The sequence below is a fragment of the Paenibacillus sp. EKM10P genome (assembly GCF_011800655.1).
Classification (GTDB): Bacteria; Bacillota; Bacilli; order Paenibacillales; family Paenibacillaceae; genus Paenibacillus; species Paenibacillus polymyxa.
The window spans coordinates 305,576-330,992 of record NZ_JAALET010000004.1; the positions used below are offsets into that span (position 1 = coordinate 305,576).

24 protein-coding genes are annotated in these 25,417 nt (G+C 46.6%); 23 read left to right on the forward strand and 1 reads right to left on the reverse strand.

Features of this window, described 5'->3' with window-relative positions; all coding sequences use genetic code 11:
• Nucleotides 1-22 precede the first annotated feature (22 nt).
• The 18 genes from HFE01_RS13850 (at nucleotide 23) to era (ending at nucleotide 20,516) form a co-directional block, all read left to right on the forward strand.
• Nucleotides 23-1,207, forward strand: a complete 1,185-nt coding sequence (locus HFE01_RS13850; RefSeq protein ID WP_019688058.1) for an exonuclease SbcCD subunit D — start codon at nucleotides 23-25, stop codon at nucleotides 1,205-1,207.
• On the forward strand, nucleotides 1,204-4,590 hold the full coding sequence (locus tag HFE01_RS13855; RefSeq protein ID WP_107733291.1) for an AAA family ATPase: 3,387 nt from the start codon (nucleotides 1,204-1,206) through the stop codon (nucleotides 4,588-4,590). Before HFE01_RS13850 ends, HFE01_RS13855 begins: the two co-directional genes overlap by 4 nt.
• A 260-nt stretch (nucleotides 4,591-4,850) precedes the next feature.
• Nucleotides 4,851-5,255 (forward strand): hypothetical protein, encoded by a 405-nt coding sequence (locus HFE01_RS13860; RefSeq protein ID WP_017428162.1) that lies wholly within the window; start codon nucleotides 4,851-4,853, stop codon nucleotides 5,253-5,255.
• A 351-nt stretch (nucleotides 5,256-5,606) separates the two neighbouring features.
• Complete coding sequence (locus tag HFE01_RS13865) at nucleotides 5,607-6,950, forward strand: aminotransferase-like domain-containing protein (RefSeq protein WP_107733292.1); 1,344 nt, start codon at nucleotides 5,607-5,609, stop codon at nucleotides 6,948-6,950.
• Between the two features lie 162 nt (nucleotides 6,951-7,112).
• Nucleotides 7,113-7,472, forward strand: a complete 360-nt coding sequence (locus HFE01_RS13870; RefSeq protein ID WP_025365362.1) for a histidine triad nucleotide-binding protein — start codon at nucleotides 7,113-7,115, stop codon at nucleotides 7,470-7,472.
• A gap of 170 nt (nucleotides 7,473-7,642) precedes the next feature.
• Nucleotides 7,643-7,816, forward strand: a complete 174-nt coding sequence (gene rpsU / locus HFE01_RS13875) for a 30S ribosomal protein S21 (RefSeq protein WP_005547957.1) — start codon at nucleotides 7,643-7,645, stop codon at nucleotides 7,814-7,816.
• Between the two features lie 16 nt (nucleotides 7,817-7,832).
• The gene (locus tag HFE01_RS13880) at nucleotides 7,833-8,276 is read left to right on the forward strand and encodes a GatB/YqeY domain-containing protein (RefSeq protein WP_013372151.1); all 444 of its coding nucleotides are present in this window, start codon (nucleotides 7,833-7,835) and stop codon (nucleotides 8,274-8,276) included.
• Between the two features lie 280 nt (nucleotides 8,277-8,556).
• The gene (locus tag HFE01_RS13885) at nucleotides 8,557-9,924 is read left to right on the forward strand and encodes an NfeD family protein (RefSeq protein ID WP_107733293.1); all 1,368 of its coding nucleotides are present in this window, start codon (nucleotides 8,557-8,559) and stop codon (nucleotides 9,922-9,924) included.
• Nucleotides 9,925-9,966: 42 nt separating this feature from the next.
• Nucleotides 9,967-10,968, forward strand: a complete 1,002-nt coding sequence (gene floA, locus HFE01_RS13890) for a flotillin-like protein FloA (RefSeq protein ID WP_279287923.1) — start codon at nucleotides 9,967-9,969, stop codon at nucleotides 10,966-10,968.
• A gap of 43 nt (nucleotides 10,969-11,011) precedes the next feature.
• On the forward strand, nucleotides 11,012-11,590 hold the full coding sequence (locus HFE01_RS13895; protein WP_107733295.1) for a hypothetical protein: 579 nt from the start codon (nucleotides 11,012-11,014) through the stop codon (nucleotides 11,588-11,590).
• Nucleotides 11,591-12,012: 422 nt separating this feature from the next.
• Nucleotides 12,013-13,422 (forward strand): branched-chain amino acid transporter BcaP, encoded by a 1,410-nt coding sequence (gene bcaP, locus HFE01_RS13900; RefSeq protein ID WP_017428159.1) that lies wholly within the window; start codon nucleotides 12,013-12,015, stop codon nucleotides 13,420-13,422.
• Nucleotides 13,423-13,825: 403 nt separating this feature from the next.
• Nucleotides 13,826-14,119, forward strand: coding sequence for a sporulation protein YqfC (yqfC, locus tag HFE01_RS13905; protein WP_016821590.1), 294 nt, complete (start codon nucleotides 13,826-13,828; stop codon nucleotides 14,117-14,119).
• Nucleotides 14,116-15,309, forward strand: a complete 1,194-nt coding sequence (gene yqfD, locus HFE01_RS13910; protein WP_107733296.1) for a sporulation protein YqfD — start codon at nucleotides 14,116-14,118, stop codon at nucleotides 15,307-15,309. The genes yqfC and yqfD overlap by 4 nt, the downstream gene beginning before the upstream one ends.
• Nucleotides 15,310-15,315: 6 nt before the next feature.
• Nucleotides 15,316-16,287, forward strand: a complete 972-nt coding sequence (locus tag HFE01_RS13915) for a PhoH family protein (protein ID WP_016821588.1) — start codon at nucleotides 15,316-15,318, stop codon at nucleotides 16,285-16,287.
• A 95-nt stretch (nucleotides 16,288-16,382) separates the two neighbouring features.
• Nucleotides 16,383-18,629, forward strand: coding sequence for an HD family phosphohydrolase (locus HFE01_RS13920; RefSeq protein WP_016821587.1), 2,247 nt, complete (start codon nucleotides 16,383-16,385; stop codon nucleotides 18,627-18,629).
• Between the two features lie 55 nt (nucleotides 18,630-18,684).
• The gene (gene ybeY, locus HFE01_RS13925; RefSeq protein ID WP_017428156.1) at nucleotides 18,685-19,182 is read left to right on the forward strand and encodes an rRNA maturation RNase YbeY; all 498 of its coding nucleotides are present in this window, start codon (nucleotides 18,685-18,687) and stop codon (nucleotides 19,180-19,182) included.
• Nucleotides 19,182-19,556, forward strand: a complete 375-nt coding sequence (locus HFE01_RS13930) for a diacylglycerol kinase family protein (RefSeq protein ID WP_016821585.1) — start codon at nucleotides 19,182-19,184, stop codon at nucleotides 19,554-19,556. Before ybeY ends, HFE01_RS13930 begins: the two co-directional genes overlap by 1 nt.
• Before the next feature lie 57 nt (nucleotides 19,557-19,613).
• Nucleotides 19,614-20,516: a GTPase Era gene (era, locus tag HFE01_RS13935; protein WP_016821584.1), complete on the forward strand. Its 903-nt coding sequence runs from the start codon at nucleotides 19,614-19,616 to the stop codon at nucleotides 20,514-20,516.
• 144 nt (nucleotides 20,517-20,660) lie between these two features.
• Here era and HFE01_RS13940 read toward each other — a convergent pair whose 3' ends face one another.
• Nucleotides 20,661-20,954, reverse strand: coding sequence for a hypothetical protein (locus tag HFE01_RS13940; protein WP_167438399.1), 294 nt, complete (start codon nucleotides 20,952-20,954; stop codon nucleotides 20,661-20,663).
• A gap of 75 nt (nucleotides 20,955-21,029) precedes the next feature.
• On the opposite strand from HFE01_RS13940, the gene HFE01_RS13945 reads away from it, so the two are divergent.
• The 5 genes from HFE01_RS13945 to glyS all read left to right on the forward strand — a co-directional run bounded on the left by HFE01_RS13945 (nucleotide 21,030) and on the right by glyS (nucleotide 25,321).
• The gene (locus HFE01_RS13945) at nucleotides 21,030-21,167 is read left to right on the forward strand and encodes a YqzL family protein (protein WP_013372137.1); all 138 of its coding nucleotides are present in this window, start codon (nucleotides 21,030-21,032) and stop codon (nucleotides 21,165-21,167) included.
• A gap of 42 nt (nucleotides 21,168-21,209) precedes the next feature.
• Nucleotides 21,210-21,962, forward strand: coding sequence for a DNA repair protein RecO (gene recO / locus HFE01_RS13950; RefSeq protein WP_016821583.1), 753 nt, complete (start codon nucleotides 21,210-21,212; stop codon nucleotides 21,960-21,962).
• Nucleotides 21,963-22,100: 138 nt separating this feature from the next.
• Nucleotides 22,101-22,247, forward strand: coding sequence for a hypothetical protein (locus HFE01_RS13955; protein ID WP_155399770.1), 147 nt, complete (start codon nucleotides 22,101-22,103; stop codon nucleotides 22,245-22,247).
• A 118-nt stretch (nucleotides 22,248-22,365) separates the two neighbouring features.
• A complete protein-coding gene (gene glyQ / locus HFE01_RS13960; RefSeq protein ID WP_016821582.1) occupies nucleotides 22,366-23,253 on the forward strand; it encodes a glycine--tRNA ligase subunit alpha in 888 nt (295 codons plus the stop codon).
• Complete coding sequence (gene glyS, locus HFE01_RS13965; RefSeq protein ID WP_167438398.1) at nucleotides 23,246-25,321, forward strand: glycine--tRNA ligase subunit beta; 2,076 nt, start codon at nucleotides 23,246-23,248, stop codon at nucleotides 25,319-25,321. Before glyQ ends, glyS begins: the two co-directional genes overlap by 8 nt.
• The last annotated feature ends 96 nt before the right edge of the window (nucleotides 25,322-25,417 follow it).

Consider the following 25,417-nt stretch of genomic DNA (forward strand, 5'->3'; position numbering starts at 1 on the left):
AGATAGGGAGAGGGGGAAAAGCATGCGGATTTTGCATACAGGGGATTGGCATTTGGGTCGCACGTTGGAAGGTCGAAGCCGTCTGAAGGAGCAGGAGGCGTTTTTGGAAGAATTGGTGAAAATGGCTGACGACCAGCAGGCTGATTTGATTATGATGGCTGGGGATGTGTACGACTCAGTCAATCCTTCGGCCGCCGCAGAGCAATTGTTTTATGAAGCATCTGCTCGTCTTACGGCTGGAGGAAGACCGCTAGTCGTCATTGCTGGCAACCATGATCAGCCGGAAAGAGTATCCTCGGTCACCCCGCTGGTGAGCGGGCGTGGAATTACATTGCTGGGACTGCCTCATGGGGAAGCAGTGCGCGTCCATACACCGCGAACGGGCGAAATGGCATGTATTGCGGCCTTGCCATATCCCTCTGAGTCTCGTCTGAATGAGTTATTGTCTGAAGACGGGGACGAAACCATATTACGTGAGGCATATAGCCGCCGTGTAGGGATGCTGATGTCGCAGCTGGGTACAGCGTTTCGACCCGACACCGTTAATTTGTCGATGAGCCATATTTATGTGCTTGGCGGGCTGGAGTCGGATTCGGAACGTCCGATTCAGGTCGGGGGAGCCTATACCGTAGATCCGTCTGCTTTGAGCATTGGAGCGCAGTATACGGCTCTGGGGCATTTGCATCGTCCCCAATATGTGAAGGGCGATGGACTGATGCGTTATAGTGGTTCTCCGCTGGCTTATAGCTTTTCCGAAGCTGGACAAGCCAAATCAGTTACGTTAATTGACGTGATTGCCGGCAAGCCGGCACAGGTTGAGGAACTGTATATTACCAGTGGACGCCCATTAGTGAGGTGGCGAGCACGGGGAGGTCTGGAGGAAGTATATCGCTGGCTGGATGAAGGACTGGATGCTGATGCCTTTATTGACCTGGAAATTACGCTGGATGAAGCAATGTCAATGGGAGATATTCAACGGTTGCGCAAAAGCCGTGAAGGCATCATTCATATTCGCCCCGTGTACCCAGAAATGGCTGCGGCACAGTTGGAACAGCAACGTTCAGAACTGCCGGTTCATGAGCTGTTCCGGGCGTTTTACCAGCGACAGACGGGCGGAGCACAGCCGGATGAAGGATTAGTACAGTTGTTTCTAGAATTGGTAGAACAGGATGATGCAAGAGACCACGCTGAGGAGGATGAGGTATGAAGCCGATCCTTCTGAAACTGGCGGGATTGCAAAGCTACCGGGAGTCGCAGGAAATTCGCTTTGACGATTTGACCGAAACGGGGCTGTTCGGAATTTTTGGTCCAACGGGTAGTGGTAAATCAACATTGCTAGATGCTATTACGTTGGCCATGTACGGTAAAGTGGAGCGGGCGGTGAATGGTACACAAGGCATCATGAATCATGCCGAGGATACGCTGTCTGTAGCATTTACATTTGAATTAATGTCAGCTCAAGGACCTCGCCGTTACCGTGTAGAACGACGTTTCAAACGTGCAGGAAGCGTATCGGTTAATAATACGCTTAGCCGTTTTATTGCATATACAGAAGACGGCGAGGAAGTACTTGCTGACAAAGTACAGGATGTGACACGCTGTGTGGAGGAGTACATCGGCCTGAAAATGGACGATTTTACGCGCGCTGTCGTATTACCGCAGGGGAAGTTTGCGGAATTTTTATCCTTAAAGGGCAGTGAACGTAGACAGATGCTTCAGCGTTTGTTCCATCTGGAGAAGTACGGAGATCAACTTGCTCAGAAGCTGAGCCGTCGTGTGAAGGATAACGACATCGCCCTTAAGTCGTTGGAAGCGGAGCAGCAAGGGCTGGGGGATGCGAGTGCTGAAGCGCTTGAGCTTGTAAAGCTGCGCCTCAAAGAAGCGATGGACCATGCAGAGGCTTCACGCCGCGAACTAGAGCGTGTTTCACGGGAAACGGAGGCGCTGAACAAAACACGGGAACTGGTCATCGAGCTTAGCCAAAGAGTGAGTGAGCTGGAGGATATGGCAAGACAGGAACCAGGCATTGCTTTGCTGGAGCGCAAGCTGCGACAAGCATCTGCAGCGGAGGCGTTGCTGCCTGCACTGACAGATTGGAAGGAAGCCGTTGCCGAAGCAGAAAAACGGCAAAAGAATGCTGAACAGATGGCAGTCCAGGCTGCCTCCGCAGCGGAGGCGGCGCTTGTATCTGTGCAAGCAGATGAGCAGGCGCGGCAAGCACTCAGTGCCGAAGAACCAAAGCTATTGCTTCGGATCGACCAACTGGAGCAGGCACTTCAACTGGAACGTGATACGGAAGTGCTGTGGACCGAAAGAGAACGTTTGGCGGCCGAACTGGCGCATAGCGAACAAACCCTTGCAGAGCATGCCGCAGGTCTCGCAAAGGAACAAGAGTTACAGACACGAGGTTTAAAGCGGCAGCAGGAGCTTCAGCAGGAGTTGAAGCAAAATGAAGTGCGGGCAGATGAGCGGCGTATGCTGCAAGAGGCTGTGCAGCGGCTACAACAGCTGGAGACAGCGCATGAGCAATGGAGTGAAGCTGAACAGGAGTATTTAGCTCAGGAGAAACGGCTTGCACTAGCAGACGAACGTCTAAAGCTAATGGAGCAGGAGACACAGGAGACCGAGACACGACGTTCTGTCCTTGCTGCACAGGCGGCTGAAGGCATCGAGGCATTGCTGGCGCTAGAGGCGGAAATTACAGCCGACGTGTCGGCACTGGCTGCCGAGGAGGAGCAACTGCGTCACGAGCTCCGTGCCGAGGAGCTAGCGCGTCTCGCGCAACATCTCGCTACCGAGCTGCGCGAAGGAGAGCCATGCGCAGTGTGTGGCTCTCTGCATCATCCCGCGCCTGCCGCTGTTGCGGCCCATGGCGCGGATTCCGCTGCGCCGGATGAGCTGCACCGCCTGCGGCTCGGCTTGCAGGAGCTGCGTCTCACACTGCGCCAGCAGTTGCACGAGCAGCGCAGCCTGTTGGCGCAGCCCGCCGCAGACAGCGGCGCTGCCGCCACGGGCGAGCCTTTTACGCCTGCGGCTGCTGTGCCTCGTGGTGTCGCCGTATGGGCGGAGCGCTGTGCAGCGCTGGAGCGTACAGCGGCTGAGCTGGCAGCGCGTGCGCATACGCTGCCTGCCGAGGCACAGGCACTGCGTGAGGCGGACGCCGCCGGACAGCAGCGGCGTATCCGTGCAGCCGCCGAGCAGGAAGCGGCGGTTGCAGCCCTGGCGCAGGCGCGGAGCAAGCGCGAGGCATGTACCACGCGCAGCGAGGGGCTGCGCGCCGAATGGGCAGCGCAGCTGCCGGATGTCGGCCCCGACCAAGCTGCGGAGCGTTATCGCGCCATGCAGGAGCGCGACCGGCGTGCGGAGGAGCTGCGATCCCGACTGGAGACGAGCGTTACTTTCCTCGAAGAAAAGGCAGCGCGTGTACAGCAGATACAGCAAAGCATCATCGAGGAGGACAAAATCATTATTGCCCGTCGTACAGGGCTGCAAAGTAAAGATGATTTGCTGCGTGAAAAGCAAGAACAGCTCCGAAAGTGGGTTGGAGAAGGCCAAGCAGCCTCATTGCTGGAAGAAGCGACCTCACGCTTGTTGGGACTGAAAAACGGAGCCGAAGCCGCTGCCCGCCGCCGTACCGAAGCGGAAGAACGCAAGCAGCAGGCTGTTCATGCTTCACTGATAGCGCGGCAGGCCTCCGACTCGGCAGAAGAAAGACGGCAGACGGCAGCATCCCGTTGGGGCATCCGTCTGGAAGCTTCCTCTTTTGCTACGGAAGCAGAGGTCTTGGAATGCTGCTTGGGACCGGAAGAAGCCACACGCTATGAGCGTGAAGTGAATTTGCACCGAGAACGGGAGAAGGAGCTGTCTTCCCGCTTAAAACATGTCGAAGAGCAGTTGAATGGAGCAACAGTAACAGAGGAACAGTGGGAAACGACCACTGCGAGGCTGCGTGATTGCCGTGCACGCGACGAAGAGGCGCTTCAGAATCGCGCCAAGGCCGAACGTGATTTAGAGGACTTGCAGCGTCGGCACGTCCGCTGGATGGAGCTGGAGTCCAATCGTTTACATCTGCGTAGCGAGGCGGAAAAAATGTCCAAGCTCCAGTCTGTTTTTCGAGGCAATGCTTTCGTTGAATATATTGCCGAAGAGCAGCTCATGCAGGTCAGCCAATCCGCTTCACGCCGCCTGCGTTTTCTGACTAAGCAGCGTTATGCGCTGGAAGTAGATTCCAGCGGTGGTTTTGTCATTAGTGATGATGCCAACGGTGGGGTCAAACGTCCGGTATCGACCTTGTCCGGCGGCGAAACGTTCCTGACCTCTTTGTCGCTTGCGCTTGCGCTGTCGGCTCAAATTCAATTGCGGGGCCAATACCCTCTACAATTTTTCTTTCTGGATGAAGGATTTGGAACGTTGGACCCCGAACTGCTTGACACAGTAATTACCTCGCTAGAAAAGCTGCATCACGATCAATTATCTGTTGGTGTGATTAGCCATGTGCCTGAATTGCGGGCCCGGCTCCCACGCAAGCTGGTTGTTCTTCCCGCAGAGCAGGCTGGTGGAGGCTCTCGTGTAGTTATGGAAACATTTTGAAACAATGTGATACGGATCACAGATACAGTTTCAAACTGTTGTTATAATACAGCTAAGCCGACAAGTTAATCATACAGCACCCCGGCGGACGTATGCTGCGGAAGAAGTCTTCCCGTCATACGTCCGTTCAGAGGGGCTCTGCCAAGAGCTCCCGGGGTGCTTCTTTTTTTTGTAGCCGGAATTCGCCCAATTTGATGTAGCACATAGCCCGTTTTTGAATAACATACGGTATACATGCAAGAGTCTAGGAGGAAACAACCATGGAAAAAAGCATGATAACCGAAAATGTTACAGCATCGCAACAGATGGATGCTAAAACACTATGTCAACAGCATATGCATCGTTATGTATGCGTATGGGTGAAGGACGGGACAATGTATGACGGAATTGTAGAGCATGTGGATGATGAAAAGATATACTTAGCCGTTCCTATGGGTGGAGAAGAAATGGAGAATGTTAATCTCCCCTATCCGCCCAACAATTGTGGATGCGGCTCCCGTGCTTATGGTGGCTATGCATCTTATCCTCCGTACCCTTATCCGTACCCTTACCCGGTCCCAGTGCCCGCCTATGCGTATGGATTCCCATACGGACGTCGCCGCTTTAATCGTTTGATTCTGCCACTTGCTGCGTTGACAGCGATTAGTTTACTGCCTTACTACTAATCTGATCTTCTTCGTTGCCTGACCATCGTTCTACTCTCTCCCGCCTACAGCCCTTGTACAGTACAAGTGGCTATATAGGTGTATCCATACATCATCACTAAGTAAGGCTGTTTCTTCCAGCATGAAGAAACAGCCTCTTTTTCACATCTACCGTCTCAATATGTTAATGAGCTATAACGCTTACAGCCTTTAGCGAGGTTACAATGATTTATGAATGGAAACTGTATGGGTACAGTTTAGTGAAAAGAGGTATCCTGTTTATCTAAAAACCATGTTAACATCAAGCATGTACAGAAACATAAGAAGGAATAAGCATATAAAGAGGATGTACTGAACAGGCAGGAGGATATCGTGAAAAAATATGTTTCGGTTTTATTAGATATAGAGCTTAAAATTCGCGAGGGACAATATAGATCTGGTTACAAGCTGCCATCGGTCCGTGATGCTTCGGAGCTATACAAGTGCAGCAAAAGCACAATTCTGCGAGCCTATGCTGAACTTGAAAGGAAGCATACCATTTATTCCATACCGCAAAGCGGATACTATGTAGTGGAAAACCCCAGTGACGTACACCATAGCCATATTTCCGACTACGTTGATTTTGCTTCAGCATCCCCGGATTTGAATGTATTTCCATATCTAGATTTTCAGCATTGTCTAAATCAGGCTATTGACACTTACAAATATCATCTGTTCACATATGGGGATTCGCAAGGATTGGAAACATTGCGACATACGCTCGTCTCTCATTTGGCTGATACTCAGGTGTTTGCAAAAACAGATCGGATTATCGTTACTTCAGGTGTTCAACAAGCATTAGAAATACTCGCGAAAATGCCGTTTCCCAATGGCAAAGAAAAGATTTTGGTCGAGCAGCCCAGCTACGATATATATTTGCGTTTTTTGGAGGAAGAGAGCATACCCGTCAATACGATTGCGCGGACAGCGGAAGGTCTGGATTTTTATGAGTTGGAGAACCAATTTAAGCAGGGTAACATCAAATTTTTTTATACCATGTCAAGGCATCATAATCCTCTTGGTATCTCATATAACACGGAGGAACGAAAAACGATAGCTGCCTTGGCTGCGAAATATGATGTGTACATCGTAGAAGATGACTATATGGCTGATTTGGGAGTTGATCATCTTGTTGATCCCATTTATGCATACGATCAGACAGAACACACTATTTACTTGAAAAGCTTCTCAAAAATCATTTTCCCTGGCTTGCGATTAGGGGTTGCGGTACTGCCAGAAAACTTATTAAAGACGTTCAGTACCTATAAAAGATATGTTGACACATCCATTTTGTCTCAGGCAGCACTTGATATCTATATTAAAAATGGAATGTATGAACGCCATAAACACACGATATCCAAACTGTATTCGGAGCGCGTTCGTATTCTGAACAAGGCGGTGGAACGATACAATCAGTCCGGGTACATTCAAACTCCAGCTGTAACCTCAGGTGTTTATACGCAGTTTAAGCTGCCGAGGACGGTGAATTTGGAACGTTTGGTACACAGTCTTAACGCGAGAAGCATCCAAGTTGTAGCTGGCAAAGGCTTTTATTTATCAAGCTACAGGGAACAAGAAAAATTTTTGCGTATAAGTATTTCGCGTGCACAGCCGGATCTAATTGATAAAGGAGTTAAATCTATAATAGAGGAAGTTAGTAAGGGAAACTGGTATTAAGCCCCATTTTCCGTTATGATACATATAGAAACATAGGCATAACCAATCATGATTGGTTATGTTTCTGTTTGGTGTGGAAAATACATAACTTTGAATGCCGAGAGCAAGGACTGCTGATGTTTAATTGCTTATGATCGGCTCACTGCCAAAGGAGGGTTTTGAATGGACGATCTGTTTTTGAAAATTGTGGATGGAAGCATTCCCAGCAAAAAGGTGTTGGAAACCGACAATGTGCTCGCATTTCATGACATCCAGCCTGCGGCGCCAGTACACGTGATCATTATTCCAAAAAAATACATTCCTTCAATGAATGCTGTAACGGAGGAGGATCTTCCTCTTATCGCGGAGATTCATCGTGTTGCGGTTGAGGTTGCGAAAAAGTTGGGAATCGCTGAGTCTGGTTATCGGTTGATTAACAACTGTGGTCCGGATAGTGGACAAACGGTAGGGCACCTGCATTATCACTTGCTGGGCGGCGCCAAATTAGGTGCCCTGACAGGTATTTCGGACTCACATTCTTAAAAATGACAGAGCTAGTCTTTTCAGTAATGCGGAAGTGACGGAAAAAAAAGTTCCTTCTATGTACTCATTTTTTCTTATAGGTTGACACCTGGTTTCCGTTTCACCTATAATAAAATTTGATGAACCGTGTTATTGCTCTTGGACGGTCTGGTCGGAGGGAGGGAAAACTGGTGTCTGAAACTAAAGTTCGCAAAAACGAGACAATTGATGCTGCACTTCGTCGCTTTAAACGCTCCATTGCTAAGGATGGCGTATTGGCTGAGGTGAAGAAACGCAAGCATTATGAAAAGCCAAGCGTAAAGCGCAAGAAAAAGTCCGAGGCTGCTCGTAAGAGAAAGTTCTAGGAGGATCTAAGTAATCATGAATTTGAGCGAACGATTGAACGAAGATATGAAGCAAGCAATGAAGAGTAAGGACAAGTTCAAACTCTCCACCATTCGAATGGTTCGTTCTACGATTAAAAATCTTGAAATAGATTTGAAACGGAATTTGGACGACAACGAAGTGCTTGATATTCTGAGTCGTGAGATCAAACAGCGAAAAGATGCCCTCCATGAGTTTGAAAAAGCCGGTCGTGATGAACTTGCGACAAGCACTAAAGCAGAAATAGAGATCATCGCTCAGTACCTTCCTGAACAACTTTCTGAAGAAGAAATTAAAGTTATTGTACAGCAGACCATCCAGGAAACCGGTGCTTCTTCGAAAGCCGAGATGGGGAAAGTAATGACGGCCTTAATGCCTAAGGTAAAAGGTCGTGCTGACGGTAAGCTCGTGAACCAGGCGGTTCAGCAATTTCTGCAATAAACCCTGCGACAAACAGGAAAACACAACACCCTCTGTTTACAGAGGGTGTTATTTCTATATGTGTGATGCCTGCCATAAAAGAGAATGGTGGAAAACGCCTTCATGAAAGCGCTTCCTGTAATTGTGTGAAACGTGATGTCCATTAGGGGCGTAAAGTATTTGACAGGCGTCAGGATTAGCAATATACCCAATAATTTCACATTAAATCCTGAAAACTGTATAGTTTGTCTAACAAAGTTTGGTATGCTGTAACAAGGAAAGATCGAAAGGGGGGAAAGAAATGCATAGAGAACATCACCACTCCAGCCGCAAATTGGTCTTTTTAACGTTGTGGATTATGATATCCGTTCTGTTGTTACCCTTAGTTCATTCTGGATCAGCGGCGGCTCAAACAAAGGGTGGAGCTGTGTTTGTTATACCAGTTGATCAGGAAATTGAACAGGGTCTGGGCAAATTTATGGAGCGTGGATTTTCAGAAGCAGTTGATTCCAAAGCAGGTCTGATTTTACTGGATATTAACACTCCCGGCGGACGGGTAGATACAGCGGAGAAGCTGGGCAAACTGATTAAAGACAGTCCCATTCCGACCGTAGCCTATATAAAGGGCGAAGCGGCCTCAGCGGGTAGCTATATTGCGTTGAGTGCTAACAAGATTGCTATGAAACCGGGGAGTATTATCGGAGCAGCAGCGTTAGTAGACGGCAGGGGGAATACTATTACAGACCCAAAAACGATAGCTTGGTGGAAGAGCAGCATGGCATCTGCCGCAGAAGCTGGCGGGCGCAATCCCGATATTGCTAGAGGCATGGTCGACTCCAAATCGACTGTATCTATCCCGGAGATGAACTTTAATAAGGAAAATGGCCAGATCATTTCTTTAACCAGTGAGGAAGCGCTGAAATTGGGGTACGCGGATTACATCGCGTCTTCGGAACAAGAAGTTATCCAGTGGATGGGCTACAGTACAGATGATGTAATCCATGTGGAGCGCACATGGGCTGAAAAAGCAGCCGAGATATTGACCAACCCGATCGTGCAGACATTGCTTTTATTTGTTGGTATCGCGGGTGTAGTTATTGAACTGCTTGTACCTGGCTTTGGTGTACCGGGAATTTTAGGTGTACTTGGATTTGGTTTGTATTTCTTTGGTAATTATATCGCTGGCTTTGCAGGTTCGGAGACGTGGCTGTTGTTCATTATCGGTCTGGCACTGCTTATACTTGAAATGTTTATTCCAAGCTTTGGCATTCTGGGTATTTTGGGTTCCATCAGCCTTGTCGCGGGTGTAGTCCGTGCTGCATACAACATGCAGCATGCGTTTATATCGTTGGGGATTGCTTTTGCAGCGGCTGTTGCTGTAGTGGCGATCATCGCGGTTGTCTTTAAGGACCGAGGGATATGGAACCGTTTTATACTTCAGGAACGTTTAACGGCTGACCAAGGGTTTTCTTCGGTTGTGAATCGGGAAACGTTACTAGGTCAGAGGGGGGTCAGTCTGACCCCATTACGTCCAGCTGGAACGGTGCTAATCGCTGACGAGCGAGTGGATGTCGTAACGAATGGGGAGTTTATCGCCCCGAATATGCCGATTATCGTATCCAAAGTAGAAGGCGGGCGAATTGTAGTCAAGGCAGACGCGAGCGTCTAGCAAGCTAACAACGAAGAATTAGATTAATGGAGGATGATGCGAGTGTTCGAATCGGGTATTGTCAGTATTTTGCTGATTGCCGTAGTAGTGATTATTATATTGAGTGTGTTTTTTAGTTTCTTCCCGGTGATGCTGTGGATTTCGGCGCTGGCTTCGGGTGTGCGGATCGGTATCATTACGCTAGTAGCTATGCGGTTGCGGCGCGTCACGCCAAGCCGAATTGTCAATCCCCTCATTAAGGCTACCAAAGCTGGTCTGGGCTTGAATATCAATCAGCTGGAAAGTCATTTTCTCGCAGGGGGGAATGTAGACCGAGTGATCAATGCGTTGATTGCCGCGCAGCGCGCTAACATTCCGCTTGAATTTGAACGTGCGGCTGCGATTGATCTTGCGGGACGGGATGTTCTGCAAGCGGTCCAAATGAGCGTTAATCCGCGTGTTATTGAGACGCCTATTGTTGCTGCGGTCGCAAAGGATGGTATCGAAGTGAAGGTTAAAGCTCGTGTTACGGTGCGTGCCAACATTGATCGACTCGTCGGCGGTGCCGGAGAAGAAACGATTATTGCTCGGGTTGGTGAAGGTATCGTAACAACGGTTGGTTCCAGTAACTCGCATAAAGACGTGCTGGAAAATCCAGATTCCATTTCGAGAACCGTACTATCCAAAGGTTTGGATGCAGGGACAGCATTTGAGATTCTATCGATTGATATTGCAGACGTTGATGTAGGTAAAAATATCGGTGCCTTCCTGCAAACAGAGCAGGCGGAAGCAGACAAACGTATTGCGCAGGCAAAAGCCGAAGAACGGCGTGCGATGGCTGTAGCGCAAGAACAGGAAATGAAGGCACGTGTTGTAGAAATGAGAGCGCGCGTGGTGGAATCCGAATCCGAAGTGCCTCTGGCAATGGCTGAAGCGCTGCGTAGTGGTAAACTTGGCGTCATGGACTATATGAATTTAAAAAATATTGAGGCAGATACGCAAATGCGTAGTTCCTTAGGCAAACCGAATGAGAACTCGGGGAATGATAACAAGAACCGGGATTAACTAATGGACGGGCCGATGAACTATAGCAGTTAGGCGGTGAGTAATGAATTTTATCAGCTGGATCTTTGACCATTTGTATATCTTGATCGTGATTGGCTTTGCACTGGTGTCCTTTTTGGGGAAAAGCATTCAAGGTGGAGATCGGAAATCTTCCCCGCGGCAAGGTATGCCTACCTTTGGTGGTGATCATGGTTCGCGCGGGTCCTCGACGTCGTCCAGACCTTTCACAACGGAACCTGAGATAGAGCGACGTCAGCAAGATGTTACTGGAGAGCTGCAACGTCAATTTCCTAATGAGCGACGGGCGGTGATGGAAGCTCGTCGTATAGAAGAAGTGGGGGACGGGCTGAAAAAGGAAGAACAGATGGACCAAGATTCATTAGATAACGGTACGACTCTAGAGGATCGGATTCGTATTATGGAAGAAGAGCGAAGGAAGGTTTTAGCCCGACTCGATCGTATATCCAATGCGAGTGATTCGGAGGAAATTACAGATGGGCTAGAGCAAACTTCTCAAGAGCGGGGTACCGTGAATGCAGCTGACCTACGCAGAGGTGTAATTTGGGCAGAGATATTAGGCCCTCCGCGTTCCAAGCGTTACATGGGTGGAGGAAGACGTTAAAATGATAGTGATCCGTCACGGCTTTGGCTGTGGCGGATCTTTTTTTTGCGATGTTTTTAGCAATACATAAACTTGCTGGTATAAAAAAAGACCTAACGACAAATGCTCAAATTACCTAACAACGAATGTGATGATCTCATATATGCTACATTCTTCTCACATTAGCTGTCATCTAAAAAGACGGCATTTTGTCTAATTTAGAATCTCATTTGTGAAAATACTTATGTAAAAAATGATCAAATGTAACAATATGAACGAAGCCTTCCAAAAGTCGTTTTCATTTTTTCTTTTTTATATATAATGTTCTCAACGATAGAACTTATGAAAATTTACCCCATATTTAGCTAAAATTTGATTTATATCGAAGTGATGTCACAGGGTTATACAAAAAGTAAAAATTTATGTTTAGGAGGATGGGATGGATGGGGAATAGCTTGTTCAGAAAGAAGAACATTGATCAACTGATCGCTGCTACACGTGGGGAAAAAGCACTTAAAAGGGAATTGGGTGCGTTTGATTTAACAATGCTTGGGATTGGAGCCATTATCGGAACGGGAATTTTTGTTTTGACAGGTACGGGAGCAGTTACGGCTGGTCCGGGTTTGGTAATGTCTTTTGTGATTGCGGGGCTCGCTTGTTTGTTCGCAGCATTGGCTTATGCTGAGTTTGCTTCCACCGTTCCAGTATCCGGTTCTGTTTACACTTTTACATATGCTACGATGGGAGAGCTATTGGCTTTTATTATCGGATGGGATTTAATTTTGGAATATATGTTGGCTGCCAGCGCTGTTTCAGCAGGTTGGTCGGGTTATTTTGTATCCTTTTTGAAAGGAATTGGTCTTCATATCCCGGTTGAATTCACTGCTGCGCCAGGAGCTTTAAAAGACCAAACTACTTATTTTAACCTTCCAGCTTTTTTAATTTTGATGGCTATCACATTCTTGCTTTATTTTGGAATAAAAGAATCCAAACGAATTAACAACATCATGGTTATTGTAAAAATTGTTGTCGTTTTATTGTTTATTATTGTTGCTGTTAAATATGTGAAGCCAGACAACTGGACACCATTTATGCCGTTTGGGTTCAGTGGGGTGTTTGGAGCCGCAGCCCTTGTGTTTTTTGCTTTCATCGGCTTTGATGCCGTTTCATCAGCTGCTGAAGAAACCAAAAATCCAGCTCGTGATTTACCACGTGGCATTATTTTCTCGCTTGCTATTTGTACGCTTTTGTATGTGATCGTTAGCGCGATTATGACAGGTATTGTGCCGTTTATGCAATTTGAAGGTATCTCCCATCCGGTGTCATTAGTTTTGCAGGTTGCCGGTCAGAATTGGGTGGCGGGTATTGTGGATATCGGAGCCATCTTGGGGATGACAACGGTCATGCTGGTAATGTTATATGGTCAAACCCGTATTATGTTTGCGATGTCACGTGATGGCTTAGTGCCTAAAGTATTGTCAAAGGTTCATTCCAAATATAAAACACCCTATATTAACACGTTGTTTTTTGGTACTTTATCTGCATTAATGGGTGGGTTGATCCCGCTGGATGAGTTAGCAAGCTTGGTGAACATTGGAACCTTATCAGCATTTATTCTGATTTCAGTCGCTGTCATAGTGATGAGAAAAACACAACCTGATTTGCCAAGAGCCTTTCGATGTCCTGGTGTTCCATTTATCCCCATTCTAGCTATCATTTCATGTGGGGTGCTTATTCTTAATCTAAATGGTCAAACGTTTATTCGTTTTATCATTTGGCTTGTTATTGGTATGGTTATTTACTTTTTATACTCCCGAAAAAACTCTCTTTTGAATCAGGATTCCGAAAACTAACCATTTCATACTGTGAAACTAAAAAGACAGCCTTGTTTTGATATGAAAACGAGGTTGTCTTTTTTTATGTGAATTTTTATAAAGCATGGTCTTTTTCCTCTTTAATATTGCAGTTGCTACGAATTGTAAGTTTAGCCTCATAAATGCGATGACTGGATCATAAAATGTACAGTACAGATATCTGTGACGCTGGTGTAACAGTGTCCAGTGATGATCGAGACATAGGATAAACCGAATAGTCATAACAAGCGATTAAAAAAGCAGCATAGCTGCTGTTGTAACAACGATGGAGTGCTAATGGTAATAACAGAAGATTATAAAAAAAGCAGCATAGCTGCCATCAAAACAACTATTAGCAGTTGGATAACAGTTGTTCTGATGACAGGAAAGGAGATTTCGCCGTATGAGCCGGATGAGCCGCAAACTGCGAAAGTGGGCCAGCGAGACGTTGGAGCTTCCGCAGGATATTCTATTTGATCTGCCGCGGTTAACCCTCATCGGCAGCCGCCAGCTTTATGTAGAAAATCACCGGGGTGTGGTGGATTTTACACCAGACCAGCTCGTACTTGCACTTGCGCAAGGCAGGCTAAGAGTGTCAGGCCATGATCTAATCATTACGTCTATCCTGCCAGACCAGGTAAGTGTAGAGGGACATATTACGGATATTCAATTGGAAGGAACGGAGGAAGGCTCGTGAAACATCCCGCTTTAGCAAAGCTGCGTGGCACGGTTACCCTAGCTGTCGAGGGCGAAAGTGTGGAAGCTTTCATTAATTTACTCACTGATCACCATATACCTGTTTGGAACGTGCGGCCGATGGGTACTAGACTTGCAGAAATGAACCTTCTGCTGCCGCACGTCTTCCTGTTGCGTCCGCTTTTGAGAAGGACAGGCTGCAAAATGCATGTTCTCAAACGTCAAGGACTTCCCTTTACTGTTGTACGACTCGCCAAACGTAAATTTTTTCTCGCAGGACTGGCCTTGTTCTGGATAGGACTCCTGCTGATGTCATCGCTCATCTGGGACATTGAAGTGAAGGGGAATGACAAGCTCCCAACGGAAGCTGTTCTCAAAGCAGCCCGACAGGAGGGGCTTTATCCGTTTCAATGGAGTTTTCGCCTTTCCAGCCAGGACAAGCTTTCGCGCGCACTCATGCAGAAGCTTCCAGAGGCATCCTGGATCGGTGTGGAAAGGCAGGGAACCTTGGTGACAATTCAGGTCGTTGAAGCTTCACAGCCTACTCCCCCGCCGCTCTACAGTCCACGTCATCTCATCAGTAAGGCGGACGCGGTAGTCACTGAAATTTTTGCCGAGCAGGGACGTCCTGTTGTGCATAAAAATACACGGGTCAAAAAAGGAGCTATTCTCATTTCAGGAACGCTTGGAGATGAGGAGAATCAGCAACAGGTCGTAGCCAAAGGAGAGATTAAGGGGCTTGTGTGGCATGAATATGAAATTAGTAGTCCCATGGTACGACGCAGCAGCACATATACGGGGAATAGCCACGATCGCTTGTATCTGGTGCTAGGCAACCGTGCGATACAATTGTGGGGATATGGGAAAATATCTTATTCTACACATAAAACGACCGTTGAACATGATCCGCTAACATGGCGTTCTTACAAACTTCCGATGGGTTGGATGAATGAAAGTGTGAGGGAGACCAAGATACAAGAGCAGAAGTTAACGGAAACAGAAGCCAAAATGTCAGGAATAGAAGGCGCACGCGCGGATATTTTAGCTAAATACGGCAAAGGAACGAAAATAATGAGCCAAAAAATTTTGCATGAGAAGAGAGAGAATGGTAAAGTTTATATGAAAGTACTTTTTGAAGTGGAACAGGATATTGCGGAAGAACTTCCGTTAGTTCATAACCAAGGAGAATGAGGCTATTTGGCAGAACAACAACGCAGCATACAAATTGCATTGAACAGTGCGGGAGAAGGTCAGGCGTTATTCGGCCCGCAGGATTCCTTTTTAAAATTGATCGAAGCAGCTATTCCTGCAAAAATAGCATCTCGTGAGGCGGAAATTAATGTTTTTGGAGATGCTCACGAAGTGGAAGTGCTCGAACAATTGTTCGATGTTTTGCTCCAGTTAATTCGTAATGGGTATATACTGACCGAAAGGGATGTCCATTATGCGATTGAGCTGGCAAAAGATCTGCGCGCCGATCAGTTGCTTGATTTGTTCAAGGGAGAAATTACGACAACGTTTCGGGGCAAACCGATTCGTGTCAAAACGATTGGACAGAAGCACTATGTAACCACGATTAAAAAACGCGATATTGTATTTGGGATTGGCCCAGCGGGTACTGGTAAAACCTATCTGGCTGTAGTGCTGGCCGTAGCTGCTCTAAAGGAAGGTTCAGTCAAGCGTATTGTACTGACTCGTCCTGCGGTAGAAGCTGGTGAGAACTTGGGCTTTTTGCCCGGGGATTTACAGGAAAAGGTTGATCCGTATTTACGCCCGTTGTATGATGCCCTATACGATGTGATGGGTCCTGAGCAGACGGCAAAAGCGTTGGAGCGCGGGTTGATAGAAATTGCGCCACTGGCTTATATGCGGGGTCGTACGCTGGATGACTCATTTATTATTTTGGATGAAGCCCAAAATACCACACCAGAACAAATGAAAATGTTTTTGACTCGACTTGGCTTCGGTTCCAAAATGGTTATTACCGGCGATGTTACACAAATTGATTTACCTCGTGGCAAAAAATCCGGTCTAATTGAAGCAAATGCGATTTTAAAAGGGATTGAGGAAATAGGCTTTGTCCAGTTTGCGGAAGAGGATGTTGTCCGTCATTCCCTGGTTCAAAAAATCATCGTCGCTTATGACCGTGTTGCTGAAAATCAAGCATAAGCCCTTGAGCACGAGTATAGTGGGTATGATCAGAAAACGAACACAATGAGCAGCATAGCTGCCTTGAAAAAGATGATGGAGAGGGATTGTTTTAGATGACCTCGAAGGAATTATCTAAAGGAAAAACGTTCCAGCATAGAATGAATGGATGGAAGTATAGCGTGGCGACACGCTATCTTCTGTTTTTATTTTTGGTGGTTCTTTTTTATGTGGGTTTTGCGTCCAAGCTGCTTCCCGAACGCTATGACATCCGGGTGAATCAACCGAGTGAAAAGGAAATTGTCGCTCCAATGCAGCTTCCTAACAGTAAGGCGACTTTGAAGGCCCAAGAGGAATCTGCTGAGCGCGTGCAGCCCATGTATACCATTGTACCGATCCGCAACGATAACCTGATTACCGGTATTTTGGATCGAATTGAACGGCTCAATCAGGATGATCAGGTCTCCAGAGCAGATAAGATTTCGATTTATAAGGATGAGATTCCTCAACGTGCACGGGAATTCGTGCAAAATTTTGTGAACAACAGCCGTAATGCGGATGCCTACCCAGATAAATTGCTGGATGAGGTGCTGGAAAAAACGAAAGAGCAAACGTACCGAATCCCAGAGGAGACATACATCAAAATTCCGCGACTTACATCTGAGGATATTGCCGAAATGCGGCCCGTAGCCCGTGAGATTGTAACAGGATTGATGAATGATCAAATTACGGATGCCCAGACGGCTCGAGCCAAGGTAGCTGAACGGGTGAGTACAAGCTCTCTTACTAAACGTACCTCTCGGGAGGTTGTTCAGGAACTTGCAAGGCTTGTGATTACAGCCAACAAGTTTTATGATGATACAGCTACGAAGGACGCTAAAGTACAGGCTCGTGAAGATACACCGACAGTTTACATTAAACAGGGTGAAGTACTTGTTAAAAAGGGTGAGATTATTACCCAGGAAATCTATACACTGCTTGATGAGAATGAACTGCTCAAGGATAAAATCAACTATTGGCCACAATTTGGCCTGCTGTTACTGTCTATGATGCTGGCATTGGGTCTGTTTATGTATATTCGTCAATTTCAATCACGAACACGAAACTTCAAGTATAATAATGCACAGTTGCTCATGCTGGTGTTAATCTTTGTGATTACAGTGGGAGCTATGCTGTTAATTTCTATACTGCAGACTAGTGAACGATCCTACCTCGGCTATCTGGCACCTATCGCACTTGGAGCTATGCTTGTAACGTTGTTGCTTGATATGTCGCTGGCATTCGTATGTGCCGTTATATTCAGTATATTGGCAAGTGTTATTTTGAATGTTCGTCAGGGACAAATTTTTGATTTTAATTTTGGGTTTTTTGCCCTTGTGGTCTGTCTGGCGTCGATTTTTTCTACCCACCGGGCCAGCCAGCGTTCAACGCTGTTCAAGGGATCTATTATGGTATGCCTGTTCGGGGCTCTGGCTGTTTTTTCTCTGGCGCTGATTGACCAAGGAAACTGGACTCAAACAACGACACTCTATGGGGTAGCCTTTGCTTTTGCAGGCGGTCTGGTTACAGCGATCCTTGTTATAGGGCTAATGCCATTTTTTGAATCTACCTTTGGCATCTTGTCGGCACTGAAGCTTGTCGAATTGTCAAATCCCAATCATCCATTGCTCCGCAAGCTACTTACCGAGACTCCCGGAACATATCATCATAGTGTAATGGTAGGTAATCTGTCGGAGGCCGCAGCGGAGGCTATAGGAGCAAATGGATTGTTGTGCCGGGTTGGTTCGTATTATCATGACATTGGTAAAACCAAAAGGCCTTCGTACTTCATTGAAAATCAAAATGGGATGGAAAATCCGCATGATACAATAGAGCCCAAGCTAAGTAAATCCATCATTATAGCCCATGCCCGTGATGGTGTGGAAATGCAATTGGATTACAAGCTACCCAAGCCGATTCGTGATATAGCCGAACAACACCACGGAACGACATTCCTGCACTATTTTTACCACAAGGCATTGCGTGAGGCGGAAGAACGGGGGGTGGAGCCTGACTTCACAGAGGATGATTTCCGTTATCCGGGACCGAAGGCTCAGTCGAAAGAGGCTGCTGTAGTAGGAATTGCTGATAGTGTGGAAGCAGCAGTTCGATCCTTGCGAAAACCTACGGTGGAGCAGGTAGAATCCATGATTGAAAAAATAATTAAGAGCCGTCTTGATGATCACCAGTTTAACGACTGTGAACTGACCATGAGGGAGCTTGATATCGTGGCCCAAACGCTCAAGGAAACAGTAATGGGAATTTTTCATTCCCGTATTGAATATCCAGAGGAAAGACCTAAGCCCGAAAGTGGAAAAGCTTAATATTACTTGTGCATGAAGCACAGCTAAAGCATTAGAATTAAAAGGAGCGGTTGGCATGGGCCTTCAATTAGCTTGGAATAATGAACAAAACGATATGGTAATTAACGAATCGTTGATTACGATGCTGAACACCTTATTAGAGGAGGCTGGCAAAGCGGAAGGGGTTATAGACGGTGAGGTTGCCCTTACTTTCGTGAATGATGATCAAATACATGAGTTGAACAGGGATTATCGCGGAATTGATCGTCCTACTGATGTGTTGTCTTTTGCTATGAAGGAAACACTAGATGAAGAGCTTGAAATTATTTACGAACCGACGGAAGAAAATCCTTTAAACGATGTACCGGATGTTCTAGGAGATATTATTATTTCTGTACAGACAGCCCAAGCTCAAAGCGAAGAATATGGACATTCAATTGAGCGTGAAATCGGTTTTTTGTTTGTTCACGGTTTTCTGCATCTGTTAGGCTATGATCATCAGGACGATGCAAGTGAAGCGGAAATGATGGGTAAGCAGGAAGCTGTGCTGGCTCAAGTGGGGTTGACACGGTAATGAGACGTCAGCCTTGGAGAATGACCTTTCGCTATGCCGCAGAAGGCGTGGTATACGCTCTGCGTACGCAAGTAAATATGCGGATACATGCGGTCGTGGCGCTCCTTGTCATTGTGGCAGGGTTAACTCTGCGCATCTCCCGGCTCGACTGGTTATTCGTGTGCATGGCCATTGCCATAGTCATGGTAGCCGAACTGATCAACACCGCTGTTGAAGCAGCGGTGGATCTAATCTCACCTGATATTCATCCGCTGGCCAAAGCGGCTAAAGACACCGCCGCCGGAGCCGTGCTCCTGGCAGCGGTTTTTGCTGTAATTATTGGCATATTTGTATTTTATAGACCTTTGTTGACGTTAATGAGTCAGCTGCTTTAATGAAAAAAAGCAAAAATAAAAATTAGGTGCTTAATCGCGCTGGAGGAAATAAAAAAAATGGCTAAGAAACAGTTTAAATCCGGCTTTGTCGCAATTGTTGGCAGACCCAATGTCGGAAAATCAACATTGATGAACCATGTCATTGGGCAGAAGATTGCCATCATGTCAGACAAACCCCAAACGACACGGAATAAAATTCACGGTGTATACACAACAGAGGACACACAAATTGTATTTTTGGATACACCGGGGATTCACAAGCGGCAGTCAAAACTAGGCGATTATATGAATCAGACCGCTTTTAATACGCTGGGTGAAGTAGAAGCGGTACTTTTTCTGATTGACGCTGCTGAAGGTTTAGGCGGAGGCGACCGTTTTATTGCGGAACAGCTTAAACAAGTAAAAACACCCGTTATATTGGTATTGAATAAAATTGACCGCATTGAGCCGGAAGCATTGTTGCCCCTGATTGAGCAGTATCGCAAGTTATATGACTTTGCGGAAATTGTGCCGATCTCGGCCAAAATGGGCAATAATGTAAACACCCTGTTGGACCAGATTCAAAAATACTTGCCAGAAGGTCCGCAATATTATCCTGATGACCAAATTACCGACCATCCAGAGCAGTTTGTCATTGCCGAGCTGGTTCGGGAAAAGATTTTGCACATGACACGTGAGGAAGTACCCCATTCTATTGCGGTTATGATTGAAGACATGAAAGTACAGGATAATGGTGTAGTGCATATTATGGCGGTTATTTTTGTAGAGCGTGATTCCCAGAAGGGGATCATTATCGGCAAACAGGGAGCCATGCTCAAAGAGGTGGGCAAACAAGCTCGTCAGGATATCCAAAATTTGCTAGGCTCCAAAATTTTCCTGGAACTTTGGGTTAAAGTCAAAAAAGACTGGCGCAACCAGGAACGTGTCCTTCGTGACCTGGGCTTCCATCGCGACGCTTAAAAGCAGATATCGATTCTACCATCACTTTGGTCGTCAAAGGTTTATTGAGGCTAAAATTGATGTTAAATAATATGTATAGTTGTTGTAAGTATCATAAAAAAGCCGTACCGATCTCTACGACGGAGATAAGTATCAGTCTTCTAATCATCCCAAGCGCCGCGCATAAGCGGCGCTTAACTTCTTGCTCTTACCCTTTCTTCCAGCGATGAAATAAGGAGTGCTTTTTAAAAGAGCTATTGTAACTGTATGCATGTTGTAGCGGAGCGAAGAATTTGAATCTGAAGAAGCGTCAGCGTTCGCCTTTACTCCTGAATTTACTCCTTTTCTCATTGGATAAAATAAATTCAGGGGTAACAGCGATCGTAAGATCAAATCATTCGCGAAGCGGTGACCAGACCGTACACAGTAGCCTTTTTCAACGTAATCCATTAATTTCATCGCATACTTCTTCCCTCTTCGCATCATCCTATTTTTGAGATGCAGACGTCATTTCCGAAGAAAGGATGAATACGAATGCGAGATTTTTCGTGGAAGTATTTTGCGATGACTGGAGATGTCGGTGCGTATCTGTTATACAGGGAGAGCGCCGTGACAAGGGAGCAAGACACGGATGAAGGAGAGTCGGACGAGCATGAAGAAGCCCGTGAATAGAGCGAACCACTGGCTTCTTCGCGAATGTTTGGGGGAAGAAGCATGCTTTACAGGATGGAAGGAATCGTCATCCGCAGCATGGATTACGGTGAGGGGAACAAAATTATTACGCTTTGCACCGAAAGCGGAGGCAAAGTAGGTGTGCTGGTCAGAGGCGCGAAAAAATCTAAAAGCCGTCATGCTGCTTTAACGCAGCCGTTTACGTACGGTGAATTTGTTTTTTTTCGTAACACAGGCTTAGGCACACTGAATGCCGGTGAAATTATCCAATCCCACCATACACTGCGCGAGGATATTACAAAGGCTGCTTACGCTTCCTATGCTTGTGAACTGCTTGATCGGGTATTACAGGATGAGGAAACAGGTGCATTTTGGTTTAAGCAGCTCAAAGCCTGTTTGGAGGCATTGGAGAGTGGCAAGGATCCGCTGATCGTCATGAGTATTTATGAATTTAAAATATTGCAGGCGGCCGGATATGCACCTCAGCTTGATGCTTGTATTTCAAGCGGTCAACAATGTGCTGATGAGGATATGTTTATCAGTCCGAGGTTAGGTGGGGTTTTGTGTCGGGGCTACAAGCATTTTGATCCAGCTGCGTTGAGTGTTGCTCCACGTACGTTGAAGTTGCTGCGCTTGTTCGCCCAAATGGATCTAAATCGACTCGGCAATATCGACGTGAAGGACTCCACCAAGCTGGAGATCAAACATGTCATGCGTCAGTTCATGGATATGCAGTTGGAGGTTAAGCTGAAATCCCGTAATTTCCTGGATCAGCTTGATAAGTACGATATGTGAAATACGGCGTTCTCTTGACTGTATCCCTGAAAAAGTGTAATATCCTACTATATATCTCCTTTGGGAGCAGATGCATTGAACGAGAAAGTAACGATACGTATTCTCTGTAGTTAGCGAGTTGGGGACGGTGTAAGCCCAGTGGGAATTGTTCGTGAACATGGCACTCTGGAGCGTCTGAATGGACACGGAAAAGAGGATTACGATCTGACTGGTGATGTAGGATCGCAATCAAGTAGGGTGGAACCGCGGGAGTCAGCTCTCGTCCCTACGTCTGTACAGGCGTAGAGGCGGGGGCTTTTTGCTGTCTCTAGCAAGGCTTATGGGATAAATTAGCCCTGTACATATGAGCTTAATGTTTAGAAATCACCAACATTTTAGGGAATTGGAAAGGAAGCGTGTGCCCATGAATTTTCAGCAGATGATTTTAACGCTGCAACAATTTTGGTCTGAACACAACTGTATTATTGTACAGCCTTATGATACGGAAAAAGGGGCAGGTACGATGAACCCGATGACGTATTTACGTTCAATTGGACCTGAGCCGTGGAACGTAGCTTACGTTGAGCCTTCTCGCCGTCCGTCTGACGGACGTTATGGTGAGAATCCGAACCGCCTGTATCAGCATCATCAGTTTCAAGTGGTTTTGAAGCCTTCACCTGATAATATTCAGGAATTGTATTTGGAGAGTTTGAACCGTTTGGGGATTAACCCACTGGAGCATGATATTCGTTTCGTGGAAGACAACTGGGAAGCACCGACGCTGGGAGCCTGGGGGTTAGGTTGGGAAGTATGGCTGGACGGTATGGAAATTACCCAATTCACGTACTTCCAGCAAGTGGGTGGTATTGATGCCAGTCCGGTTGCGGTTGAAATTACCTACGGTATGGAGCGTCTTGCTTCCTATATCCAGGACAAGGAAAATGTGTTCGATTTGGAATGGGTCAATGGAATCTCGTACGGTGATGTTTTCCATCAACCAGAATTCGAACATTCCAAGTATACGTTTGAAGTATCTGATGTCAAAATGCTATTTACTCTTTTTAATATGTATGAAGAAGAGGCGAATAAAGCAATGGCGCAGCATCTTGTATTCCCAGCCTATGATTATGTGCTGAAATGTTCTCACACGTTCAACTTGCTGGACGCTCGCGGAGCAATCAGTGTAACGGAACGGACTGGCTTTATTATACGAGTACGCAATTTGGCGCGCCAGGTCGCTGCGACCTATCTAGAGGAGCGCGAGAAGCTAGGCTTCCCGCTGTTGAAGAAAGGAGGTGCGGCAAATGTCTAAGGATTTATTATTTGAAATCGGATTGGAAGAAGTTCCTGCACGGTTTATCCCGAATGCGATTCAGCAGTTGAAGGAACGTATGACAGCGTGGCTCGACAGCTCGCGTATTGCTTACAGTGCTGTAGAGGCTTATGCTACACCTCGTCGTTTGGCAGTACTTGTTAAGGAAGTAGCGGAGAAGCAGGAAGATATTAACGAAGAAGTTAAAGGACCTTCCCGCAAAATCGCACTTGATGAAGCCGGTAACTGGAGTAAGGCTGCTCTAGGCTTTGCCCGTAGCCAAGGTGTTGATCCTGAACAGTTCACGTTCAAAGAACTTGGAGGCGTGGAATATATTTACGCGACCAAGAGCAGCATAGGTGTACCGACAGCAGATGTGCTGTCTGAAGGTTTACTACACATTTTACATGCCATGACATTCCCTAAATTTATGCGCTGGGCGAGTTATGAATTTAAATTTGTTCGTCCAATCCGCTGGTTGGTAGCCTTGTTTGGCAACGATATTGTTAATTTGGAGATTGCTGGCGTACAGTCAGGGAATGTGACAAGAGGACATCGTTTCCTTGGACAGGAGGCCGTTGTAGAAAGCCCGGCGGACTATGTCGAAGTACTTCGCAAGCAGCATGTCATTGTGGACATTGAGGAACGTCAATCGCTTATTGTGAAGCAGATTGAAGCACTTGCAGCCGAAAAAGACTGGACGATTGCGGTCAAGGACGATTTGCTGGAAGAAGTGCTGTATCTGGTGGAAACTCCAACAGTGCTGTTTGGAGGCTTTGACCCTGCGTTCCTGAACATTCCGAAGGATGTATTGATTACTTCCATGCGTGAACATCAACGCTATTTCCCAGTGCTGGATCGCACAGGAAAGCTGCTGCCATACTTTGTTACGGTACGTAATGGTGGCAGTCAATCGCTGGAAGTCATTGCAAAAGGAAACGAAAAAGTATTGCGTGCGCGGCTGTCTGATGCCAAATTCTTCTATGAAGAAGATCAGAAGCTGGAAATTAAGGATGCACTCTCCAAGCTGGAAAGCATCGTTTTCCACGAAGAGCTGGGAACGGTTGGAGACAAAGTGCGCCGGATTCGCCGCATTGCCGATGCTCTGGCAGAGAAGCTACGTGTTTCCCAAGACACACAGGAATCGGTTAGCCGAGCAGCAGATATTTGTAAATTTGACCTTGTAACACAAATGGTCTATGAATTTCCGGAACTGCAAGGGGTTATGGGCGAAGATTATGCTCGTAAGGCTGGAGAGAAGGAAGAAGTGGCAAGAGCGGTGTTTGAGCATTACCAGCCGCGATTCGCAGGTGAAACGGTTCCTTCAACGAACGCTGGAGCGATTGTAAGTATCGCAGACAAGATAGATACCATTACAGGTTGCTTCTCCATCGGCATTATTCCGACAGGTTCACAGGACCCTTACGCGCTTCGTCGCCAGGCAGCGGGTATCGTGCAGATCCTGTTAGATCGTAAGCTTTCGGCTACGTTGTCTGATGTGTTCAATATCGCGCTTGATGTGCACAGCAACTTTGGAAATATGAAACGTTCCGCAGATGAAATACGTAAAGAATTACATGAGTTTTTCGGATTACGCGTGAAGAAACTATTGTCCGAGACACTTCGTTATGACGTTGTGGATGCTGTGCTTTCAGCTGGATATGACGATGTTGCTTCCGTTGTTAACCGCGGAGCTGCGTTAATGACTGCTGTACAAACAGGGGATGCCTTCAAGGCAACAGTCGAGTCTTTTAATCGCGTAGGTAATTTGGCTGCTAAAGCAGTTCATAAGTCAGTGAATACGGGTGAATTTACGGAACAGGGCGAGAAAAACCTATATGAAGCATGGTATGGCGCCTATGAGTCTTATTGTACAGCTTTACAGGAAGGTGATGCGACACAAGCATTGACGCTTGCTTCATCCATTACTCCTGCGGTGACGGCGTTCTTTGATTCCGTTATGGTTATGGCTGAGGATGATGCTGTACGTAATAATCGTTTGGCATTGCTGGCTGCTATTGACTCAGAATTGAAGCGTTTTGCTGATTTTTCCAAGCTTGTAGTTTAAACGTCGGTTGTGGTAGTATGAACAACTTGAAAAAATGGGTATAAATATACGGAACGGTGTAAGAGTGATCTTGCAGCCGTTCCGTATTTTACTCGA